Here is a 15788-nt window from a genome sequence, read left to right on the forward strand (position 1 = left end):
CGAGCCTACGGTTCACGGGCCCGCCGCGCTGCGCCACCAGTCGAGCAGGGCAGCGGGGGCGCCGCCGAAGGCCAGGCCGACGGTGCACCGGCCCTCCTCTGTCCACACGAGCGCGGCCCGGTCGTCCTCCTGCACGCAGCCCAGCACGCCCGCCGTCCCGTCCGGGCGGGTGTAGCGGGCCGAGCCGGAGAACCCGGCGGGTTCGGACCGGCAGTCCGCCGCGTCACCGGGGCCGGCACCGCGGTAAGCCGCGAACCGGCGGGGATCGGCGAAGCGGAACCAGAAGATCGCGCGGGCGCCCGGGGCGGGGCCGCACGCGATCGCGGCGATCCCGTCGGGATCCCCCACGTTGGCGACGACGAACTGCCGGTCGAGCCGGCTGCAGTCGATCCGCGAGGCGTCGGGGACGTCGGCGAGCAGCGCGGCCTCGGCTCGATCGGGGAACGGTGGATCGGCGGCGGCGTTCGCGGCGCCCACGATCGCGGAGATCCACGGCCGCTCCATCAGGTGCCCCACCCGCCACCGCTCCAGCTCGGCCGCGTCCGGCCCGGTGGCGGTGCCGAGCAAGCGCAGCCCGTCGATCGTCCAGATCGTGGTGGGCGGCCCGGACCGGCGGTCGCACAGCACGCTGCCCAGGTACGTGCCGTGCACCTCCCACGGCGTCTGCGCCCGCTGCGGCGGCGGGTCCGCGCCGCACGGGGTGTCCGCGACCGGGGCGAGCACCGCCACCCGCGACCGGTACGCCGCCCCCAGCGCACCCGCGTCGGCGTAGCGGCGGTAGCCGATCGTGGTCACGCCGGGCCCGTCCGGGGCGCAGTCGACGGCGGCCACCAGCCCGTCGGGCCCGCCCAGCTCGACGCCGGGGGCGGTGCGGCAGCCGGGCAGTCCGATCGTGGCGACGAGATCGGCCTGCGCCGCGGCCTCGGCCTCGTCCGCTCGCCGGTCCGGCAGCGCCACCATGCCCGCGACCAGCACCACCACGACCAGCAGTGCACCGGCCGCGACCCGCGGGAACCGGCGCAGTGGTTCCTCCTCTGCAGCGGGGATCGGGCGCCGCAGCCGGGCCAGTACAGCTTCGCAGGACGGCGGCCGCTGCGCGGGGTCGGCCCGGAGCGCCTTGTCCGCGACCGCGGGCACCTCGTCCGCCCGGGGCGGCTGCCCGGTGAGGCAGACGTGCAGCAGGGCACCGATCGCGTAGACGTCGGCAGCGGCCGTGGGATCGGCCCCGCGGCGCACCTCGGGCGCGACGAACACCGGATCCGGCTCCGGCGAGCCACCCGGTTCGCGCACCCCGACCGTGCCCTCCGCGAGGTTCAGCAGGATGGCTCCCGGGCTCAGCCGGCCGTGGACGACGCGCGCGGCGTGGGCGGCGTCGAGCGTCGCTGCGGCCTGGCCGAGGATCTCCGCCGCGGTGCCGACGTCGAGGGGCCCGTGGACCGCGAGGTAGCGCGCCAGGTCAGCGTCGTGCGTGCGGCGCGTCGTCGAGCGCTCCATGCGTGCCCTCCGGCCGGTCGTCCCCGGTCGCGCACGCTAGCCCGCCGCCCCGTCCCCGCGGGGTCGATTCGGGGAACTACCCCCAGACGTCCTGCGCCACCTGCACGATCAGCTCCAGCTTGGCGCGCTGCTCGTCGAGGGTGAGCTCGTTGCCCTCCACCGTGGAGGAGAACCCGCACTGCGGGGAGAGGCACAGCTGGTCGAGCGGCAGGTACCGGGAGGCCTCGTCGATGCGGCGCTTGAGCTCGTCGGGGTCCTCCAGCTGCCCGGACTTCGTCGTGACCAGACCGAGCACGACCAGCTTGCCGGGTGGCACGAACCGCAGCGGCGCGAAGCCGCCGGAGCGTTCGTCGTCGAACTCGCAGAAGAAGCCGTCGACGTCGAGCCCGCCGAAGACGGCCTCGGCCACGAAGTCGTAGCTGCCTTCGGCCGCCCACGACGAGCGGAAGTTGCCGCGGCACATGTGGGTGGTGACCCGCAGACCCTCCGGCCGGTTCGCCAGCGCGGCGTTGATGCCGGCGACGTAGCGCTCGTGCAGGTGGTCCGGATCGTCGCCGCGGGCGGCGACCTGGGCCCGGTGCGCGGGGTCGTTGAGGTAGGCGAGCGACGTGTCGTCGAGCTGCAGGTAGCGGCAGCCGTGGTCGTACAGGGCGGCGATCTCGGCGGCGTAGGCGGCGGAGAGATCGGCGAAGAACTGCTCGGGATCCGGGTAGACGCTCCGGTCGAGCATCGAGGTGCCGCCGCGGAAGTGCACCATGCTCGGCGACGGGATCGTCATCTTCGGCGTCGCCGTGGTGACGTGGGCAGCGAGGAAGTCGAAGTGGTCGGTGAAGATCGGCTCCTCCAGCCGCACGGGCGAGGTGACCGCGATCCCGGACGCCGTGAACGCGCCGGAACCGCGCCGGTTGCGCATCGGGACGGTGATCTGCTCGTCGGTGCGCACCACGCCGCCGAGCCGGTAGATGAAGTCCATGTGCCACGACGTGCGGCGGAACTCGCCGTCGGTGGCCGACTGCAGACCCACCGACTCCTGCATCGCGATGGCCTCGACGATCGCGGCGTCCTCGGCCGCCCGCAGCCCGTCGGCGTCCAGCTCACCGGCCGCGGCACGGGCCCGTGCCTCGATGAGGGCGGGCGGACGCAGGAGGCTGCCGACGTGGTCCGCCCGGAACGGAGGTTCGCTGCGCTGCGCCATGCCGGCACCGTACTGCGCGGACGCCGCCTTCGTCCCGGTCCGCGGACATGACAGGGTGGCGACCGTGGAACACGGCGTCGTCACCTTCCTCACCGACTACGGGATCTCCGCCGTCGAGTTGGCCAGGGCCACCGAGGAACGCGGGTTCGGTTCGCTCTTCCTCACCGAGCACACCCACATCCCGGCCGCGCGGGAGACCCCGTGGCCGGGCGGGGCCGAGCTGCCGAAGAGGTACGCGCACACCTTCGACCCGTTCGTCGCGCTCGCGGCGATGGCGGCGGTGACCGAACGGATCGCGCTGGGCACGGCCGTGTCGCTGGTGTGCCAGCACGACCCGATCGTCTTGGCCAAGCAGGTGGCGAGCCTCGACCGGATCAGCGGGGGCCGGTTCGAGCTGGGTGTCGGGATGGGCTGGAACCGGGAGGAGATGGCCAACCACGGCGTCGATCCGCGGACCCGGGCCCGCCGGATGCGGGAGCACGTGCTGGCGATGCAGGCCATCTGGGCCCAGGAGGAGGCGAGCTTCGACGGCGAGTTCGTGAAGTTCGACCGGATCTGGTCGTGGCCGAAGCCGCTGCGCCGGCCGCCGATCCTGATCGGGGGCGGCGGGCCGGGCGTGGTCGATCGCGTCGTGGAGTTCGGGGACGGCTGGATCCCGCTGCGGGTGCGGCGCACCGAGCTGGACGCGCTGCGCGAGCGGATCAGCGAGATGCGCGGCAAGGCCGCCGAGGCGGGACGCGGACCGGTGACGGTCACCGTGTACGGGGCGGCGGCGACACCGGAGGCGCTGGAGTCGTACGCGGCGGCGGGCGTGGATCGGGTGCTGTTCGAGCTGCCCGACGAACCGGCGGACGGTGTGCTGCGCCGCCTCGACGAGCTGGCCGCGCTGTCGAACGGCTAACGGCGGTCGGCGGTGTGCGCGGCGGGGCGTTCACCGGCGCGGTCGGCCGCGGCCCGCACGTGCCGTTCCAGTTCCCAGCGGCGGGCGCCGAACTCGGTGCGGCTGACCGAGACGCCGAGCGCGCCGGTCACCTCGCCGTCGGGCCCGTGCAGGGGTGCGGCGACCCCGGCGACGCCGGGGGCGAGCTCCTCGACCTCCACGGCGACGCCCTCGAGCCGGACCCGCATGAGATCGCGATCGAGCGCGCGCCGGTCGGGCGCGGTGTGCGGGGCGAGCCGGACCATGCCGGCCGGACCGAGCAGCTCCCCCACCCGGGCCGGCCGGACGGACGCGAGCAGCACCTTGCCGGCGGCGGCCGCGTGCGGGGCGACGGGTTCGCCGACGCGGACGTCGGGTGGGAGGGGGTGCTCGGCGCAGGCGTCGGCGTGGGCGACGACGACGTCGCGGTCGCGGAACACGGCCAGGTAGGCCGCGGCGGCCGCCTGGACGTGCAGGTCGTGCATCGCGGCGACGACAGCGGCCGGGGGGCGGAGCGCGTCGACGAGGCTGCGCTGCAGCTCGGCGATGCGGTAGCCGATGCCGTACCCGCGGACGTCGTCGAGCCGGACCAGGTAGCCCTCCTCGACGAGGACGGCCAACGCGCGGTAAACCGTAGGCAGGGGACATCCCAGCCGGCGGGCGATGGCCTTGGCGGTGACGCCGTCACCTGCGGTGCCGACCACCTCGAGCACCCGCAGCGCCCTCCGCATCGACGTCGCCATTTCGTCAGTGTTGGGTAGATCGGAGTGGCGGGCAAGGGAGCAGACATGGACGAGCAGGAGATCCACCGCAGGATCGGCGAGCTGGTGGCCGAGGAGCACCGCCTGGAACGGGCGCACGTCGGCCAGGAGCTGTCGGAGGATGAGCAGCAGCGGCTGCGGGACCTGAGCGTGCAGCTGGACCAGTGCTGGGACCTGCTGCGGCAGCGGGACGCCCGCCGCCGGGCCGGCCTGGACCCGGACGACGCGCAGGTGCGGCCGGCGAACGTCGTGGAGGGGTACCGCCAGTAGTGCCGAGGGTCCAGCCGACGACGCCGGACGGGCTGGCCGACGCGGTGGTGGAGCGGGTGCTGGCCCACCCTGGCCGGACCCGGGTGCTGCTGGACGGGCCGCCACCGACCGGTCCCGAGGAGCTGGCCGCCCGGGTGGCCGAGCGCCTGCGGGTGGCCGGCCGGGCGGCGCTGGTGGTGTCGGCGCAGGACTTCCTGCGTCCGGCGTCGGTGCGGCTGGAGCGCGGCCGCACGGATCCGGACTCGTTCCTCGACGGCTGGCTCGACGTGGGCGCGCTGTGCCGCGAGCTGCTGAGGCCCGCCGCGCCGGAGGGTTCGGGCCGGGTGCTGCCCCGCCTGTGGAACCCGGCGACCGACCGCTCCTACCGCGCGGACTACGAGGCGCTGCCCGCCTCGGGCGTCGTGCTGCTCGCCGGCGCGCTGCTGCTCGGCCGCGGCCTGCCCGCCGACGTCAGCGTGCACCTGCACATGGGCGCAACCGCGCTCGAACGACGGCTTCCGCCGGACGAGCACTGGACCCTCGCTGCGCACGCGCGCTACGAGGCGGAACGGCACCCGGACGAGACGGCGGACGTCGTCGCCCTCTCCGACCACCCCGCGCGCCCCGCCCTCCGCGCCTGAGGTGCACTGCGTCGAGAACGAAGTTGTGGTGATCAGCAGGGCTTGTTGATCACCACAGGTTCGTTCTCGACGTGGCCCGCCGGCCTCCGCACACACAAGTAAAGAGGAGTGATGAGCAGAGGCGCGCCGTCGAGGACCACCCGATCCGGTGGATCGCTCCCGCCGGCACGCCGCCGACGGTCACGCAGCTCGACCCCTCACCGCACGAAGAGGTGGATGACGAGGCACCGGTCACGACCGCCCGGCGCACGGATCGCGACGCCCGCAGCCCGCTCGCGGACCTCAGCGGCCGAAGCAGGCGACTCGCCGGCTCAGGCGCAGGACTCGCCGGGGGAACGCGAGACGCCCGAGCCCGGCCTCCGCACTCCTGCACCGCGATCAGCAGTCGCCTGACGAGACCACCGGAAGCCGACCACCCGGCTCGCGCCGAAGGCGCGGCGATCCAACCCAGCTCGCGGCCGTCGGCGAGGTGCGGGGGGAGGCGCGCAGCCGCCCTCGGAGAACGACGCGGGGCTGCGAGCACCGGGGGGGAGAGGAGAGATCGTCGACTCAAGAGGCCGCGAGCCGTCTCCTGCGCCTTCGTCGCAGGAGACGATGCAACACTGTGTGGGCGAGGAGGGAGTTGAACCCTCACGTCCTCACGGACACACGGACCTGAACCGTGCGCGTCTGCCATTCCGCCACTCGCCCTGGCGACGAAGAGAAACCTAGCACGCCCCCACAGGGGGTCCGCCACCGGGTTACCCCCTCACCCCATGGCGCCTCCACGGGTCGGGCTAGCACAGATACGATCGGTGTCGTCAGCAACACGCCGTTGAGATCGGAGGAAGATCGGTTGGGCCGTGTCGGAAGGTTCGAACGCCGTCTTCAGGGGATGGTGGGCGATGCCTTCGCGCGGGTCTTCGGTGGGAGCGTCGTTCCTCAGGAAGTCGCTCAAGCGTTGCTCAGGGAGGCTGAGGACAACATCGAAGAGCTCGCAGGGGGGCGGCAACTCGCCCCCAACCGCTACACGGTGCTGCTCAGCCCGTCGGATTTCGATCGCATGGCTGGTGACCGGGCGCAGATCGTCGACTCGCTCTCGTCGTACGTCACCGAACAACTCGCCGACCAGGGATGGGACACCTACGGTGAGGTCGTAGTCTTTCTGGAGCGCTCCGATGCGCTGCACACGGGACAGTTCCGCACCCGCTCGGTCGTGGATCCCGACGCCTCCCGTCGGGGTCTGGTCCAAGCACGCGACGCAGGAGAAGCACCGATGAGTCAGCAACCGGGCCACCCCGAGGAGAACGGGCAGTACGGGTACGACCGTGGAGCCCCCGGCGCACAGGGCCAGCAGACCTACGCACCGCCCGCCTACGACCAGCGCCAGGGCGGTGGATACGACCAGCCGGGCTACGGCCAGCAGGGCGGATACGGACAGCCGGGCGGCTACGGCCAGCCGGCCTATGACCAGAGCGGCTACGGGCAGCAGCCCGGCTACGGCGGCCAGCCCGGCTACGACCAGGGCGGCTACGGCCAGCAGCCCGGCTACGGCGGCCAGCAGGGTTACGGCGGCCAGCCCGGCTACGACCAGGGCGGCTACGGGCAGCAGCCCGGCTACGGCGGCCAGCAGGGTTACGGCGGCCAGCCCGGCTACGACCAGGGCGGCTACGGGCAGCAGCCCGGCTACGGCGGCCAGCCCGGCTACGACCAGGGCTACGGCCAGCAGGGTTACGGCCCGCAGGGCTACGACCAGGGCGGCTACGGCCAGCAGCCCGGCTACGGCGGCCAGCCCGGCTACGACCAGGGCTACGGTCAGCAGCCCGGCTACGGTGGCTACCAGCAGCAGACCGTGACGGCGACGCTGTCGCTGGACGACGGCTCGGGTCGCACCTACGAGTTGACCCAGGGCACGCACATCATCGGGCGCGGGCAGGACTCCTCGTTCCGCCTGCCCGACACCGGAGTGTCGCGCCGGCACCTGGAGATCACCTGGGACGGCCACTCCGCGACGCTGTCGGACCTGGGCTCCACGAACGGCACCACGGTCAACGGCAACCCGGTGCAGACGTGGCAGCTCAGCGACGGTGATGTGATCAGGGTCGGACACTCGAGCCTCGTCTTCCGCACGCGCTGACGCCGCCCGCCGTTCCGGCGCTCCCCGCGCGGGGGCGCCGGGCGCGACGTGTCGGCGACGAGCGGAAGCGGGGCGCCGAACAGGAGAAGGAGAGCGCCGCGCGTGCCGGAGCTGGTGCTGCAGCTGACCAGGGCGGGTTTCCTGGCCCTGCTCTGGCTGTTCGTGCTGGCTGCTCTGCGGGTGGTGCGCTCCGACCTGTACGCGGCGTCCGGCTTGCGGGCGATGGTCCCCGGGGGACGTCGCCCGGCCCGTGCCGGACGGGGGCGCAGGCCCCGGCAGCTGCTGGTGACCCAGGGTGCACTGGCGGGGACGCGCATCACGTTGGACTCGCGGCCGATCCTGATCGGCCGCGCCGACGACTCGACCCTCGTCCTCGACGACGACTACGCGTCGACCCGGCATGCCCGCATCTCGCTGCAGGGCGACGACTGGTACGTGGAGGATCTCGGGTCGACCAACGGCACGTACCTCGACCGGGCTAAGGTCACCGGGCCCACCCGTGTTCCCCTGGGAGTCCCTATCCGCATCGGCAAGACGGTGATCGAGCTCCGATCGTGAGTCTCCCTCCGCCAGCCCCTGACCGAACGCGCGGAGTCACACGATGACCCTGGTCCTGCGCTATTCGGCCCGCAGCGACCGCGGGCTCGTCCGCCAGAGCAACCAGGACGCCGTGTACGCCGGGCCCCGTCTGCTCGCACTCGCTGACGGCATGGGCGGGCACGCGGCCGGCGAGGTGGCGTCCCGGTTGGTGATCTCCGCGCTCGCCCCCCTCGACGACGACGATCCCGGCGACGACCTGCTCGCCGAGCTGCGCGAGGCCGCGATCGAGGGCAACGCGCTCATCACGCAGCACGTGGCCGAGCAGCCCGATCTGGAGGGCATGGGCACCACGCTCACGGCCATCTTGTTCGCGGGCTCGAAGCTCGGCATGGTCCACATCGGCGACTCGCGCGCCTACCAGCTGCGCGACGGGGTGCTGACCCAGATCACGAAGGACGACACGTTCGTCCAGTCGCTGATCGACGAGGGCCGCATCACCGAGGAGGAGGCGCACACCCATCCGCAGCGGTCGCTGCTGCTGCGCGCCATCACCGGGCAGGACATCGACCCGTGGCTGACGGTGCGCGAGGCCCGCCCGGGCGACCGGTACCTGCTGTGCTCGGACGGGCTGTCCGGCGTGGTGAGCGACGCGACGCTGCGCGAGACGCTGCTGGCCTACCCCGATCCGCGCGAGTGCGCCGACCGCATGATCGAGCTGGCGCTGCGCGGCGGCGGCCCCGACAACATCACCTGCATCGTCGCGGACGTCGTCGACATCGACTTCGGCGAGGACGCTCCGATCGTGGGCGGCTCGGTCGGCGACGGCTCGGACGACGGCCCGCCGCCGGACTCCGCGGCGGCGCGCGCCTCGGTCACCACACTGACCCGCACGGCGCCCCAGCGGATCGTGCCCGCGATCGAGGCGCCGGCCCGGCCGAAGCGGAGCAAGCTGCGCATCGCCGTCGTGGCGCTCGTGGTGCTGGCGGTCCTGGTCGGCGGCACCTTGCTGGCCAGGGCGTGGATCCGCAACCAGTACTACGTGGGCGCGGACGGCGACGAAGTCGTGATCTACCAGGGTGTCCGCGGCTCGGTGCTGGGCTTCGCGTTGCACGAGGTCGCGGAACGCCCCGGTTTCCCGCTGGAGGACCTGCCCGAGACCCTGCGCAGCCGGGTCCGTGAGGGCATCCCGGCCACCGAAGGCCTGCAGAGCGCCCGCGCGCTGATCGACCGGCTCCGTGAGGACCGGCTGGATCCGTGCCCGGTCGAGGTGGCCCCGAGCGAGGCGGCGGTCGAGCCCGAGCCGACGGCCGTGCCCGGTCCGCCGCAGCCCGGCCAGCCGGGGGTGGCCGTCGAGCCGCCGCCGGAGATGCCCACCCCGCTCTCGACGCCGCAGGCCGTTCCGGGGTTGACCTGCCGGCGAGTCGGCTGATGGCGGGGCGGCCCGACGCAGCGGCTGGCCCCGCCCCCGCCCCGCTGCCGACGGGGCGAGGCATCGAGCTGGCCCTGCTCGCCTTCGCCGCGGCGCTGGTGACGGGCGCGCTGGTGCTGGTGGAGGCGAACCAGGAACAGGAGCTGACGCGCTCCTTGCTGTACCTCGGCCTGGCCTATCTCGGCTTGTTCGCGGTCGCGCACTTCGCGGTGCGCAAGTTCGCCCCGTACGCGGATCCGTTGATCCTGCCGACGGTGGCGCTGCTGAACGGCCTGGGTCTGGTGATGATCCACCGGATCGACCTGGCGCGGCTGTCGTCCGACCCGGACAGCGGCTCCGATCTGGCCACCCGGCAGGTGGTGTGGACGGCGATCGGGCTGGTGCTGTTCATCGTCGTGCTGTGGCGGGTGCGCGACCACCGGGTGCTGTCGCGGTACGCCTACACGGCCGGGTTCGCGGGTCTGGTGCTGCTCGCGCTGCCCGGCCTGCTGCCGTCGTCGATCTCCGAGGTGAACGGCGCGAAGCTGTGGATCCGCATCGGCCCGGTGGGCATGCAGCCGGGCGAGTTCGCGAAGATCCTCCTGATCGTCTTCTTCGCGGCGTTCCTGGTGCAGAAGCGCGAGCTGTTCTCCACGGCCGGGCGCTCGTTCCTGGGGATGGAGTTCCCGCGGGCCCGTGACCTGGCCCCGCTGCTGGTCGCGTGGGGCCTGTCGGTCGGTGTGCTGGTGCTCGAGCGCGACCTGGGTACGTCGCTGCTGTTCTTCGGCATCATGCTCGTGCTGCTGTACACGGCGACCGAGCGCGTGTCGTGGATGGTGATCGGTCTGTCGTTCTTCGTCGGCGGCTGCCTGATCGCCTACCAGCTGTTCGCGCACGTGCGGCTGCGGGTGCTGACCTGGATCGACCCGCTGCAGCCGTGCCCGCTCGACGACAAGACGTTCGTGGCCTGCTACGACCGCGGCGGCTACCAGATCAGCCAGGCGCTGTTCGGGCTGGGCACCGGCGGGCTCGGCGGTACCGGGCTGGGCGCGGGCCGGCCGGACCTGGTCCCCTACGCCGAGAGCGACTTCATGCTCTCGTCGCTGGGTGAGGAGCTGGGCCTGATCGGGTTGGCCGCGATCCTGGTGCTCTACCTGGTGCTGATCACCCGGGGGCTGCGCAGCGCGCTGGCCGTGCGCGACAGCTTCGGCAAGCTGCTGGCCACCGGCTTGTCGTTCACGATCGCGCTGCAGGTGTTCATCGTCATCGGCGGGGTCTCGAAGCTGATCCCGCTGACCGGTCTCACCCTGCCGTTCCTGTCGTACGGCGGTTCGTCGCTGGTGGCGAACTACGCGCTGGTGGCTCTGCTGCTGCGGATCTCGAACGCCGCGCGGGCGCCGCTGCCGCGCAAGCCGCCGACCCCGCACGTCCCGATCGCGGAGGCGGGCACCGAGCTGGTGGAGCGGCCGACGTGAACACGCCGGTCCGCCGCATCGCCATGGCCGTGATGGCGATGATCGTCCTCCTGCTCGGCAACCTGACCTACGTCCAGGTCGTGAAGGCCGGGGAGTACCGCACCGATCCGCGCAACAAGCGGGTGCTGCTGGCGGAGTACTCGCGCCAGCGCGGCCAGATCAGCGCGGGCGACCAGATCGTCGCGAGCAGCACCGAGACCAACGACCGGTTGCGCTACCAGCGGCAGTACCCCAAGGGCCCGGTGTACGCGGCGATCACCGGCTACTACTCGCCCAACCACGGGTCGAGCGGGCTGGAGGCGGCCGCGGAGGAGATCCTCAACGGCAGCGACGACCGGCTGTTCGCGCGCCGGCTGTCCGATCTCGTCACCGGCCGGGATCCGCAGGGGGCGAGCATCGCGCTCACCGTCGACCCGGATGTCCAGCAGGTCGCCTACGACCAGCTGGCGAGCAAGGGCTACCGAGGTGCCGTGGTGGCGCTGGAGCCGTCGACCGGGGCGATCCTGGCGATGGTGTCGACGCCTTCGTACGACCCCAGTCAGCTGGCCACGCACGACGCGTCGAAGGAGAGCGCCGCCTGGGCCGAGCTGACCTCGGCCCGGCCCCCGGTGCTGAACAACCGCGCGATCTCCGAGCGCTACCCGCCGGGTTCGACGTTCAAGCTGATCGACGTCGCGGCCGCCCTCTCCAGCGGCCGCTACACCCCGGACAGCCAGCTGACCGCGGCGTCGACGATCCGACTGGCCAACGGCCGCACGACGATGGAGAACTACAACGGCAACCCGTGCGGCACCGGTGCCACGGCCACGATGCGGGACGCGCTGGCCCGCTCGTGCAACACCGCGTTCGCGCAGCTGGCCGCCGAGCTGGGGATCGACGCCATCAAGAAGCAGGCCGAGGCGTTCGGCATCGGCACCCAGAAGATCCAGCTGCCGATGACGGTGGCCGACTCGACGCTGGGCCAGATCGCCGACGTCACTCAGCTGCAGCAGTCCTCGATCGGCCAGCTCAACGTCGCGCTGACCCCGCTGCAGAACGCGATGATCGTCGCCGCGATCGCCAACGGCGGGCGGCTCATGAAGCCGTACCTGATCAAGCAGATCACGGCGCTGGACCTGACTCCGGTCGAGACGGCCGAACCGGACATGCTCGGCCAGGCGATCAGCCCCTCCGTGGCCGCCACGCTGACCCAGATGATGGTCAACAACGAGGACTCGTACTCGGGGTCGGGCAAGATCGCCGGCGTGAAGATCGCGGCCAAGACCGGCACCGCCGAGCTGGGTTCGAAGACCCAGGCTCCGCACGTCTGGTACGTGGCGTTCGCGCCTGCGGAGAACCCGCAGGTCGCTGTCGCGGTCGTGGTGGAGAACGGCGGCGACGGGAACGACCTCGCCGCCACCGGTGGCAAGGTCGCCGCCCCGATCGGCCGCGCGGTCATCAAGAAGGCCTTGGAGAAGGCGGGTGCCGGATGACCCCGCTCGCCGCCGGCCAGAAGATCGCCGGGCGCTACCTGCTCGAACGCCGCATCGCGGTCGGTGGCATGGGCGAGGTGTGGGAGGCCTCCGACTCCCGGCTGGGCCGGAGCGTGGCGGTGAAGGTGCTGCGGCCGGAGCTGTCCGACGACCCGGAGTTCCTGCACCGCTTCCGCATCGAGGCCCGCACCGTCGCGTCGCTGGACCATCCCGGCATCGCCGCCGTGCACGACTACGGCGAGGACGAGGGCCCGAACGGCAAGCCCACCGCCTACCTGGTGATGGAGCTCGTGCGCGGTGAGCCGCTGTCCAGCCTGATCGCGCGCGGCCCGATCCCCGCCGACGAGACGCTGCGCATCGTCGAGGAGGCGGCCTGGGCGCTCAACGCGGCCCACGAGCGGGGGTTCGTCCACCGCGACGTGAAGCCGGGCAACATCCTGGTGCGCACGGACGGCACCATCAAGCTCACCGACTTCGGCATCGCGAAGGCCGCTGACGCAGTGCCGGTCACGCGCTCGGGCATGGTGATGGGCACCGCCCACTACATCGCGCCCGAGCAGGCGAGCGGTTCGGAGGCCGGGCCGGCGGGCGACGTCTACTCGCTGGGCATCGTCGGCTACGAGTGCCTGGCCGGGCACCGGCCGTTCCGGGCCGACAGCGCGGTGGCGGTCGCGATGATGCAGGTGCGCAACGAGCCGCCGCCGCTGCCACCGACCGTGCCCAAGCCCGCTCGCGATCTGATCGAGGCGGCGCTGGTGAAGGACCCGTCCCGGCGCTACGCCACCGGCGGGGAGTTCGCCGCAGCGGTGGCCGCGGTGCGCCGCGGGGAGGAGCTGCCCGCCCCGGGGGCGCCGCCGGGCACCGTGTTCACCCCCAACCGGGGGACCGGGGTGATCAGCCTCGACGGCCCGATGGCGAGGTCCGCGCCCCGGACCCCGCCCCCGGCGAAGCCGCGGGGCCCCGGCCGGAGCCCGGTGCGCCCGCAGACGCCGCCGCGCAGCCCGGTCCCGCCGGCCGCGCGGCGCCGTCCCGACCGGCCGGTGGACGATCGGCGCACGCCGCGCCCGCTCAGCTCTCCGTACCAGCACGATCGGCGGCCGGGCGGCCCGGCCCGGCCCGAGCTCGAGCTGCGCCCCAAGCGGGGCCTGGCCCGCAAGCTCGTGGTCGTGCTGTTCGTCCTGCTGACGCTGGCGGCCCTCATCGTGGGGGCGTTCGTCGTCCGGCGGATGCAGAGCGGCGGTGAGCTTCCGTTCCTCGGCCTGACCGGCGGCGGGACGGCTGACCCGGCACGCCAGGACGACCTCACGAGCCGACGGGCGGCGCTGGCCGTGCTGCCCGGCCCCGAGCACCCTGGCGGTGGCCGGTGAGCCACTCCGATCGACGGTCCGGCGCGGAGGACGCCGTGGCGGCAGAGCATCCGGCGCTGCGAACGGGCATGATGTCCGAACCGAACCAACTCCCGAGGAACCGGCACCGATGACCACGCCTCGACTGTTGTCCGAGCGCTACGAGCTGGGCGAGACGCTCGGCTATGGCGGCATGTCCGAGGTGCACCGCGGAGTCGACACCAGGCTCGGCCGAGACGTCGCGGTCAAGGTGCTGCGCGCCGACCTGGCCAGGGATCCGCAGTTCCAGACGCGGTTCCGCCGGGAGGCGCAGAACGCGGCCTCGCTCAACCACCCCGCGATCGTGTCGGTCTACGACACCGGGGAGACCCAGAGCGAGTTCGGGCCCCTGCCCTACATCGTCATGGAGTACGTGGACGGGCAGACCCTCCGCGAGATCATCAAGACCACCGGCCCGATGAGCCAGCAGCGCGTCATCGAGGTCATGGCGGACGTGTGCGCGGCGCTGGACTTCTCACACCGCCACCAGATCATCCACCGCGACGTGAAGCCCGCGAACATCATGATCAACCGGGCGGGTGCGGTGAAGGTGATGGACTTCGGCATCGCCAGGGCGCTCGGCGAGGGCCAGAACGTCACGCAGACCGCGGCGGTGATCGGCACCGCGCAGTACCTGTCGCCCGAGCAGGCCCGCGGTGAGGCGGTGGACGCCCGCAGCGACGTCTACGCGGCGGGCTGCGTGCTGTTCGAGCTGCTCACCGGCGAGCCGCCGTTCACCGGCGACACCCCGGTCGCGGTCGCCTACCAGCACGTGCGGGAGGACCCGCGCCGCCCGTCGGAGGTCAACCCGAGCGTCCCGCCGGAGCTGGACGCGATCGTGCTCAAGGCGCTGTCGAAGAACCCGGCCAACCGCTACCAGACGGCCGCGGAGATGCGCGCCGACCTGGTGCGGGTGCGCAACGGGCTGCCGCCGCTCGCGCCCGCGGTGATGAGCGAGGACGAGCGCACGGCCATGCTGGCCGCCACGCCCACCACCGGGCCGACGCGGCGGATCGGCCCCGGCCGGCACGCGGCCGCCCCGCCCCCGCCGGACTACTACTACGACGACTACGAGGACGAGCCGCGCCGCAGCACCGGCAAGATCGTCGGGATCGCGGCAGCGGTCGTGCTCGCGCTCGGCATCATCGGGTTCGTCGCCTACCAGCTGTTCTCCGGCCCGCCCGCGCCCGAGCAGGTGGCGGTGCCGGACGTGGTCGGCCGCTCGCAGCAGGAGGCCACCAACGCGGTGATCGCCGCGAACCTGCGGGTGGCGATCCAGGAGGTGGAGTCGCAGCTGTCGGAGCGCGGCAACGTCGTGCGCACCGACCCGGCCGTGGGTGTGCAGGTGCCGGTCCGGTCCACGGTCACGCTGTTCATCGGCAAGGGCCCGGCCACCACGGCCGTGCCGCCGCTCAGCGGGAAGTCGCTGGCCGAGGCCACGACCGCGCTGAAGGAGCGCGGCCTGGAGATCGGGAACCAGATCCCGACCGACACCGACGACCCGAGCCTGGTCGGGAAGGTCGTGGGCTCCAACCCGGAGGCCGGGGCCGACGTGCCCACCGGCAGCAAGGTGGACGTCCTGATCGGCCGGCAGGCCACGGGCGAGCCGCTGCCGGACTACTCCGGCCGCCGCCTCGAGGACGTCGTGGAGGACCTGGAGGACCGCGGCTACCGGGTGCAGGTACCCAGCGGGGCCGATGACGACGACACCGTCACAGGCACCTCGCCCGCGGCCGGCCAGCGCGTTCCGGAGGGCGCCACGGTCACGGTCCTCACCCGCAGCGGAGGCAACTCAGGCACCCGGCAGGTGCCGGACGTCCGCGGCCTGACCGAGAGCGAGGCCCGCAGCCAGCTGGCCTCGGCCGGGTTCCGCAACGTGCAGGCGCAGCAGCGGGTGGCCCCCGCCAACCAGGACGGCATCGTCGTCCAGCAGAGCCCGAACGGTGGGCAGACCGCCGATCCGGGCAGCACCGTGACGATCGTCGTCGGCCGCGCCGTCATCGGAGGCGGTGGCAACGGCGGTGGCAACGGGGGTGGCAACGGCGGCGGTAACGGCAGCGGCGGAAGCGGTGGCGGCAACGGCGGCGGAGGCGGCTGACACCCGTTCCGGACAACCCGCTGGCTCTCGGCGGG

Annotated in this window: 13 protein-coding genes and 1 tRNA gene; 10 read left to right on the forward strand and 4 right to left on the reverse strand. The window is 73.0% G+C overall.

The features are described 5' to 3' along the window. Nucleotides 1–12 precede the first annotated feature (12 nt). Nucleotides 13–1494, reverse strand: a complete 1482-nt coding sequence (locus BUE41_RS16165) for a protein kinase family protein (protein ID WP_073457951.1) — start codon at nt 1492–1494, stop codon at nt 13–15. Nucleotides 1495–1570: 76 nt separating this feature from the next. Next, nucleotides 1571–2689, reverse strand: a complete 1119-nt coding sequence (locus tag BUE41_RS16170; protein ID WP_073457952.1) for a 5-methyltetrahydropteroyltriglutamate--homocysteine S-methyltransferase — start codon at nt 2687–2689, stop codon at nt 1571–1573. Nucleotides 2690–2744: 55 nt separating this feature from the next. On the opposite strand from BUE41_RS16170, the gene BUE41_RS16175 reads away from it, so the two are divergent. Then, nucleotides 2745–3590, forward strand: a complete 846-nt coding sequence (locus BUE41_RS16175) for an LLM class F420-dependent oxidoreductase (protein ID WP_327194770.1) — start codon at nt 2745–2747, stop codon at nt 3588–3590. On the opposite strand, the gene BUE41_RS16180 is transcribed toward BUE41_RS16175, so the two are convergent. After that, a complete protein-coding gene (locus BUE41_RS16180; protein ID WP_073457953.1) occupies nt 3587–4351 on the reverse strand; it encodes an IclR family transcriptional regulator in 765 nt (254 codons plus the stop codon). The two genes, BUE41_RS16175 and BUE41_RS16180, sit on opposite strands and share 4 nt — an antisense overlap. Nucleotides 4352–4396: 45 nt before the next feature. On the opposite strand from BUE41_RS16180, the gene BUE41_RS16185 reads away from it, so the two are divergent. Next, complete coding sequence (locus BUE41_RS16185) at nt 4397–4639, forward strand: DUF2630 family protein (protein ID WP_073457954.1); 243 nt, start codon at nt 4397–4399, stop codon at nt 4637–4639. Then, on the forward strand, nt 4639–5259 hold the full coding sequence (locus tag BUE41_RS16190; protein ID WP_073457955.1) for a nucleoside/nucleotide kinase family protein: 621 nt from the start codon (nt 4639–4641) through the stop codon (nt 5257–5259). Before BUE41_RS16185 ends, BUE41_RS16190 begins: the two co-directional genes overlap by 1 nt. 607 nt (nt 5260–5866) lie before the next feature. Here the strand turns inward: BUE41_RS16190 and BUE41_RS16195 are convergent. After that, nucleotides 5867–5949, reverse strand: a tRNA-Leu gene (locus BUE41_RS16195). A 145-nt stretch (nt 5950–6094) separates the two neighbouring features. On the opposite strand from BUE41_RS16195, the gene BUE41_RS16200 reads away from it, so the two are divergent. The 7 genes from BUE41_RS16200 (at nt 6095) to pknB (ending at nt 15753) form a co-directional block, all read left to right on the forward strand. Further along, nucleotides 6095–7375 carry a DUF3662 and FHA domain-containing protein gene (locus BUE41_RS16200; RefSeq protein ID WP_073457956.1) on the forward strand — a complete coding sequence of 427 codons (1281 nt, stop codon included), beginning with the start codon at nt 6095–6097 and terminating at the stop codon, nt 7373–7375. 102 nt (nt 7376–7477) lie between these two features. After that, nucleotides 7478–7933 (forward strand): FHA domain-containing protein FhaB/FipA, encoded by a 456-nt coding sequence (locus BUE41_RS16205; protein ID WP_073457957.1) that lies wholly within the window; start codon nt 7478–7480, stop codon nt 7931–7933. A 43-nt stretch (nt 7934–7976) separates the two neighbouring features. Further along, a complete protein-coding gene (locus BUE41_RS16210) occupies nt 7977–9344 on the forward strand; it encodes a PP2C family protein-serine/threonine phosphatase (RefSeq protein WP_073457958.1) in 1368 nt (455 codons plus the stop codon). Beyond that, nucleotides 9344–10798, forward strand: coding sequence for an FtsW/RodA/SpoVE family cell cycle protein (locus BUE41_RS16215; RefSeq protein WP_073457959.1), 1455 nt, complete (start codon nt 9344–9346; stop codon nt 10796–10798). Before BUE41_RS16210 ends, BUE41_RS16215 begins: the two co-directional genes overlap by 1 nt. Further along, nucleotides 10795–12270, forward strand: coding sequence for a peptidoglycan D,D-transpeptidase FtsI family protein (locus BUE41_RS16220; RefSeq protein WP_073457960.1), 1476 nt, complete (start codon nt 10795–10797; stop codon nt 12268–12270). The genes BUE41_RS16215 and BUE41_RS16220 overlap by 4 nt, the downstream gene beginning before the upstream one ends. Next, nucleotides 12267–13637, forward strand: a complete 1371-nt coding sequence (locus BUE41_RS29735; protein WP_084755188.1) for a serine/threonine-protein kinase — start codon at nt 12267–12269, stop codon at nt 13635–13637. The genes BUE41_RS16220 and BUE41_RS29735 overlap by 4 nt, the downstream gene beginning before the upstream one ends. A gap of 172 nt (nt 13638–13809) precedes the next feature. After that, nucleotides 13810–15753, forward strand: a complete 1944-nt coding sequence (pknB, locus tag BUE41_RS16230) for a Stk1 family PASTA domain-containing Ser/Thr kinase (RefSeq protein ID WP_456107113.1) — start codon at nt 13810–13812, stop codon at nt 15751–15753. Nucleotides 15754–15788: the final 35 nt, after the last annotated feature.

Origin of the sequence: Pseudonocardia thermophila, assembly GCF_900142365.1 — a bacterium.
Classification (GTDB): domain Bacteria; phylum Actinomycetota; class Actinomycetes; order Mycobacteriales; family Pseudonocardiaceae; genus Pseudonocardia; species Pseudonocardia thermophila.

Excerpts from the sequence above, each read along its gene's own strand:
- BUE41_RS16170 (WP_073457952.1), bottom strand. The coding sequence starts at position 2,689 with ATGGCGCAGCGCAGCGAACCTCCGTTCCGGGCGGACCACGTCGGCAGC.
- pknB (WP_456107113.1), top strand. The coding sequence starts at position 13,810 with ATGTCCGAGGTGCACCGCGGAGTCGACACCAGGCTCGGCCGAGACGTC.
- BUE41_RS29735 (WP_084755188.1), top strand. The coding sequence starts at position 12,267 with ATGACCCCGCTCGCCGCCGGCCAGAAGATCGCCGGGCGCTACCTGCTC.
- BUE41_RS16180 (WP_073457953.1), bottom strand. The coding sequence starts at position 4,351 with ATGGCGACGTCGATGCGGAGGGCGCTGCGGGTGCTCGAGGTGGTCGGC.
- BUE41_RS16215 (WP_073457959.1), top strand. The coding sequence starts at position 9,344 with ATGGCGGGGCGGCCCGACGCAGCGGCTGGCCCCGCCCCCGCCCCGCTG.
- BUE41_RS16210 (WP_073457958.1), top strand. The coding sequence starts at position 7,977 with ATGACCCTGGTCCTGCGCTATTCGGCCCGCAGCGACCGCGGGCTCGTC.
- BUE41_RS16185 (WP_073457954.1), top strand. The coding sequence starts at position 4,397 with ATGGACGAGCAGGAGATCCACCGCAGGATCGGCGAGCTGGTGGCCGAG.
- BUE41_RS16165 (WP_073457951.1), bottom strand. The coding sequence starts at position 1,494 with ATGGAGCGCTCGACGACGCGCCGCACGCACGACGCTGACCTGGCGCGC.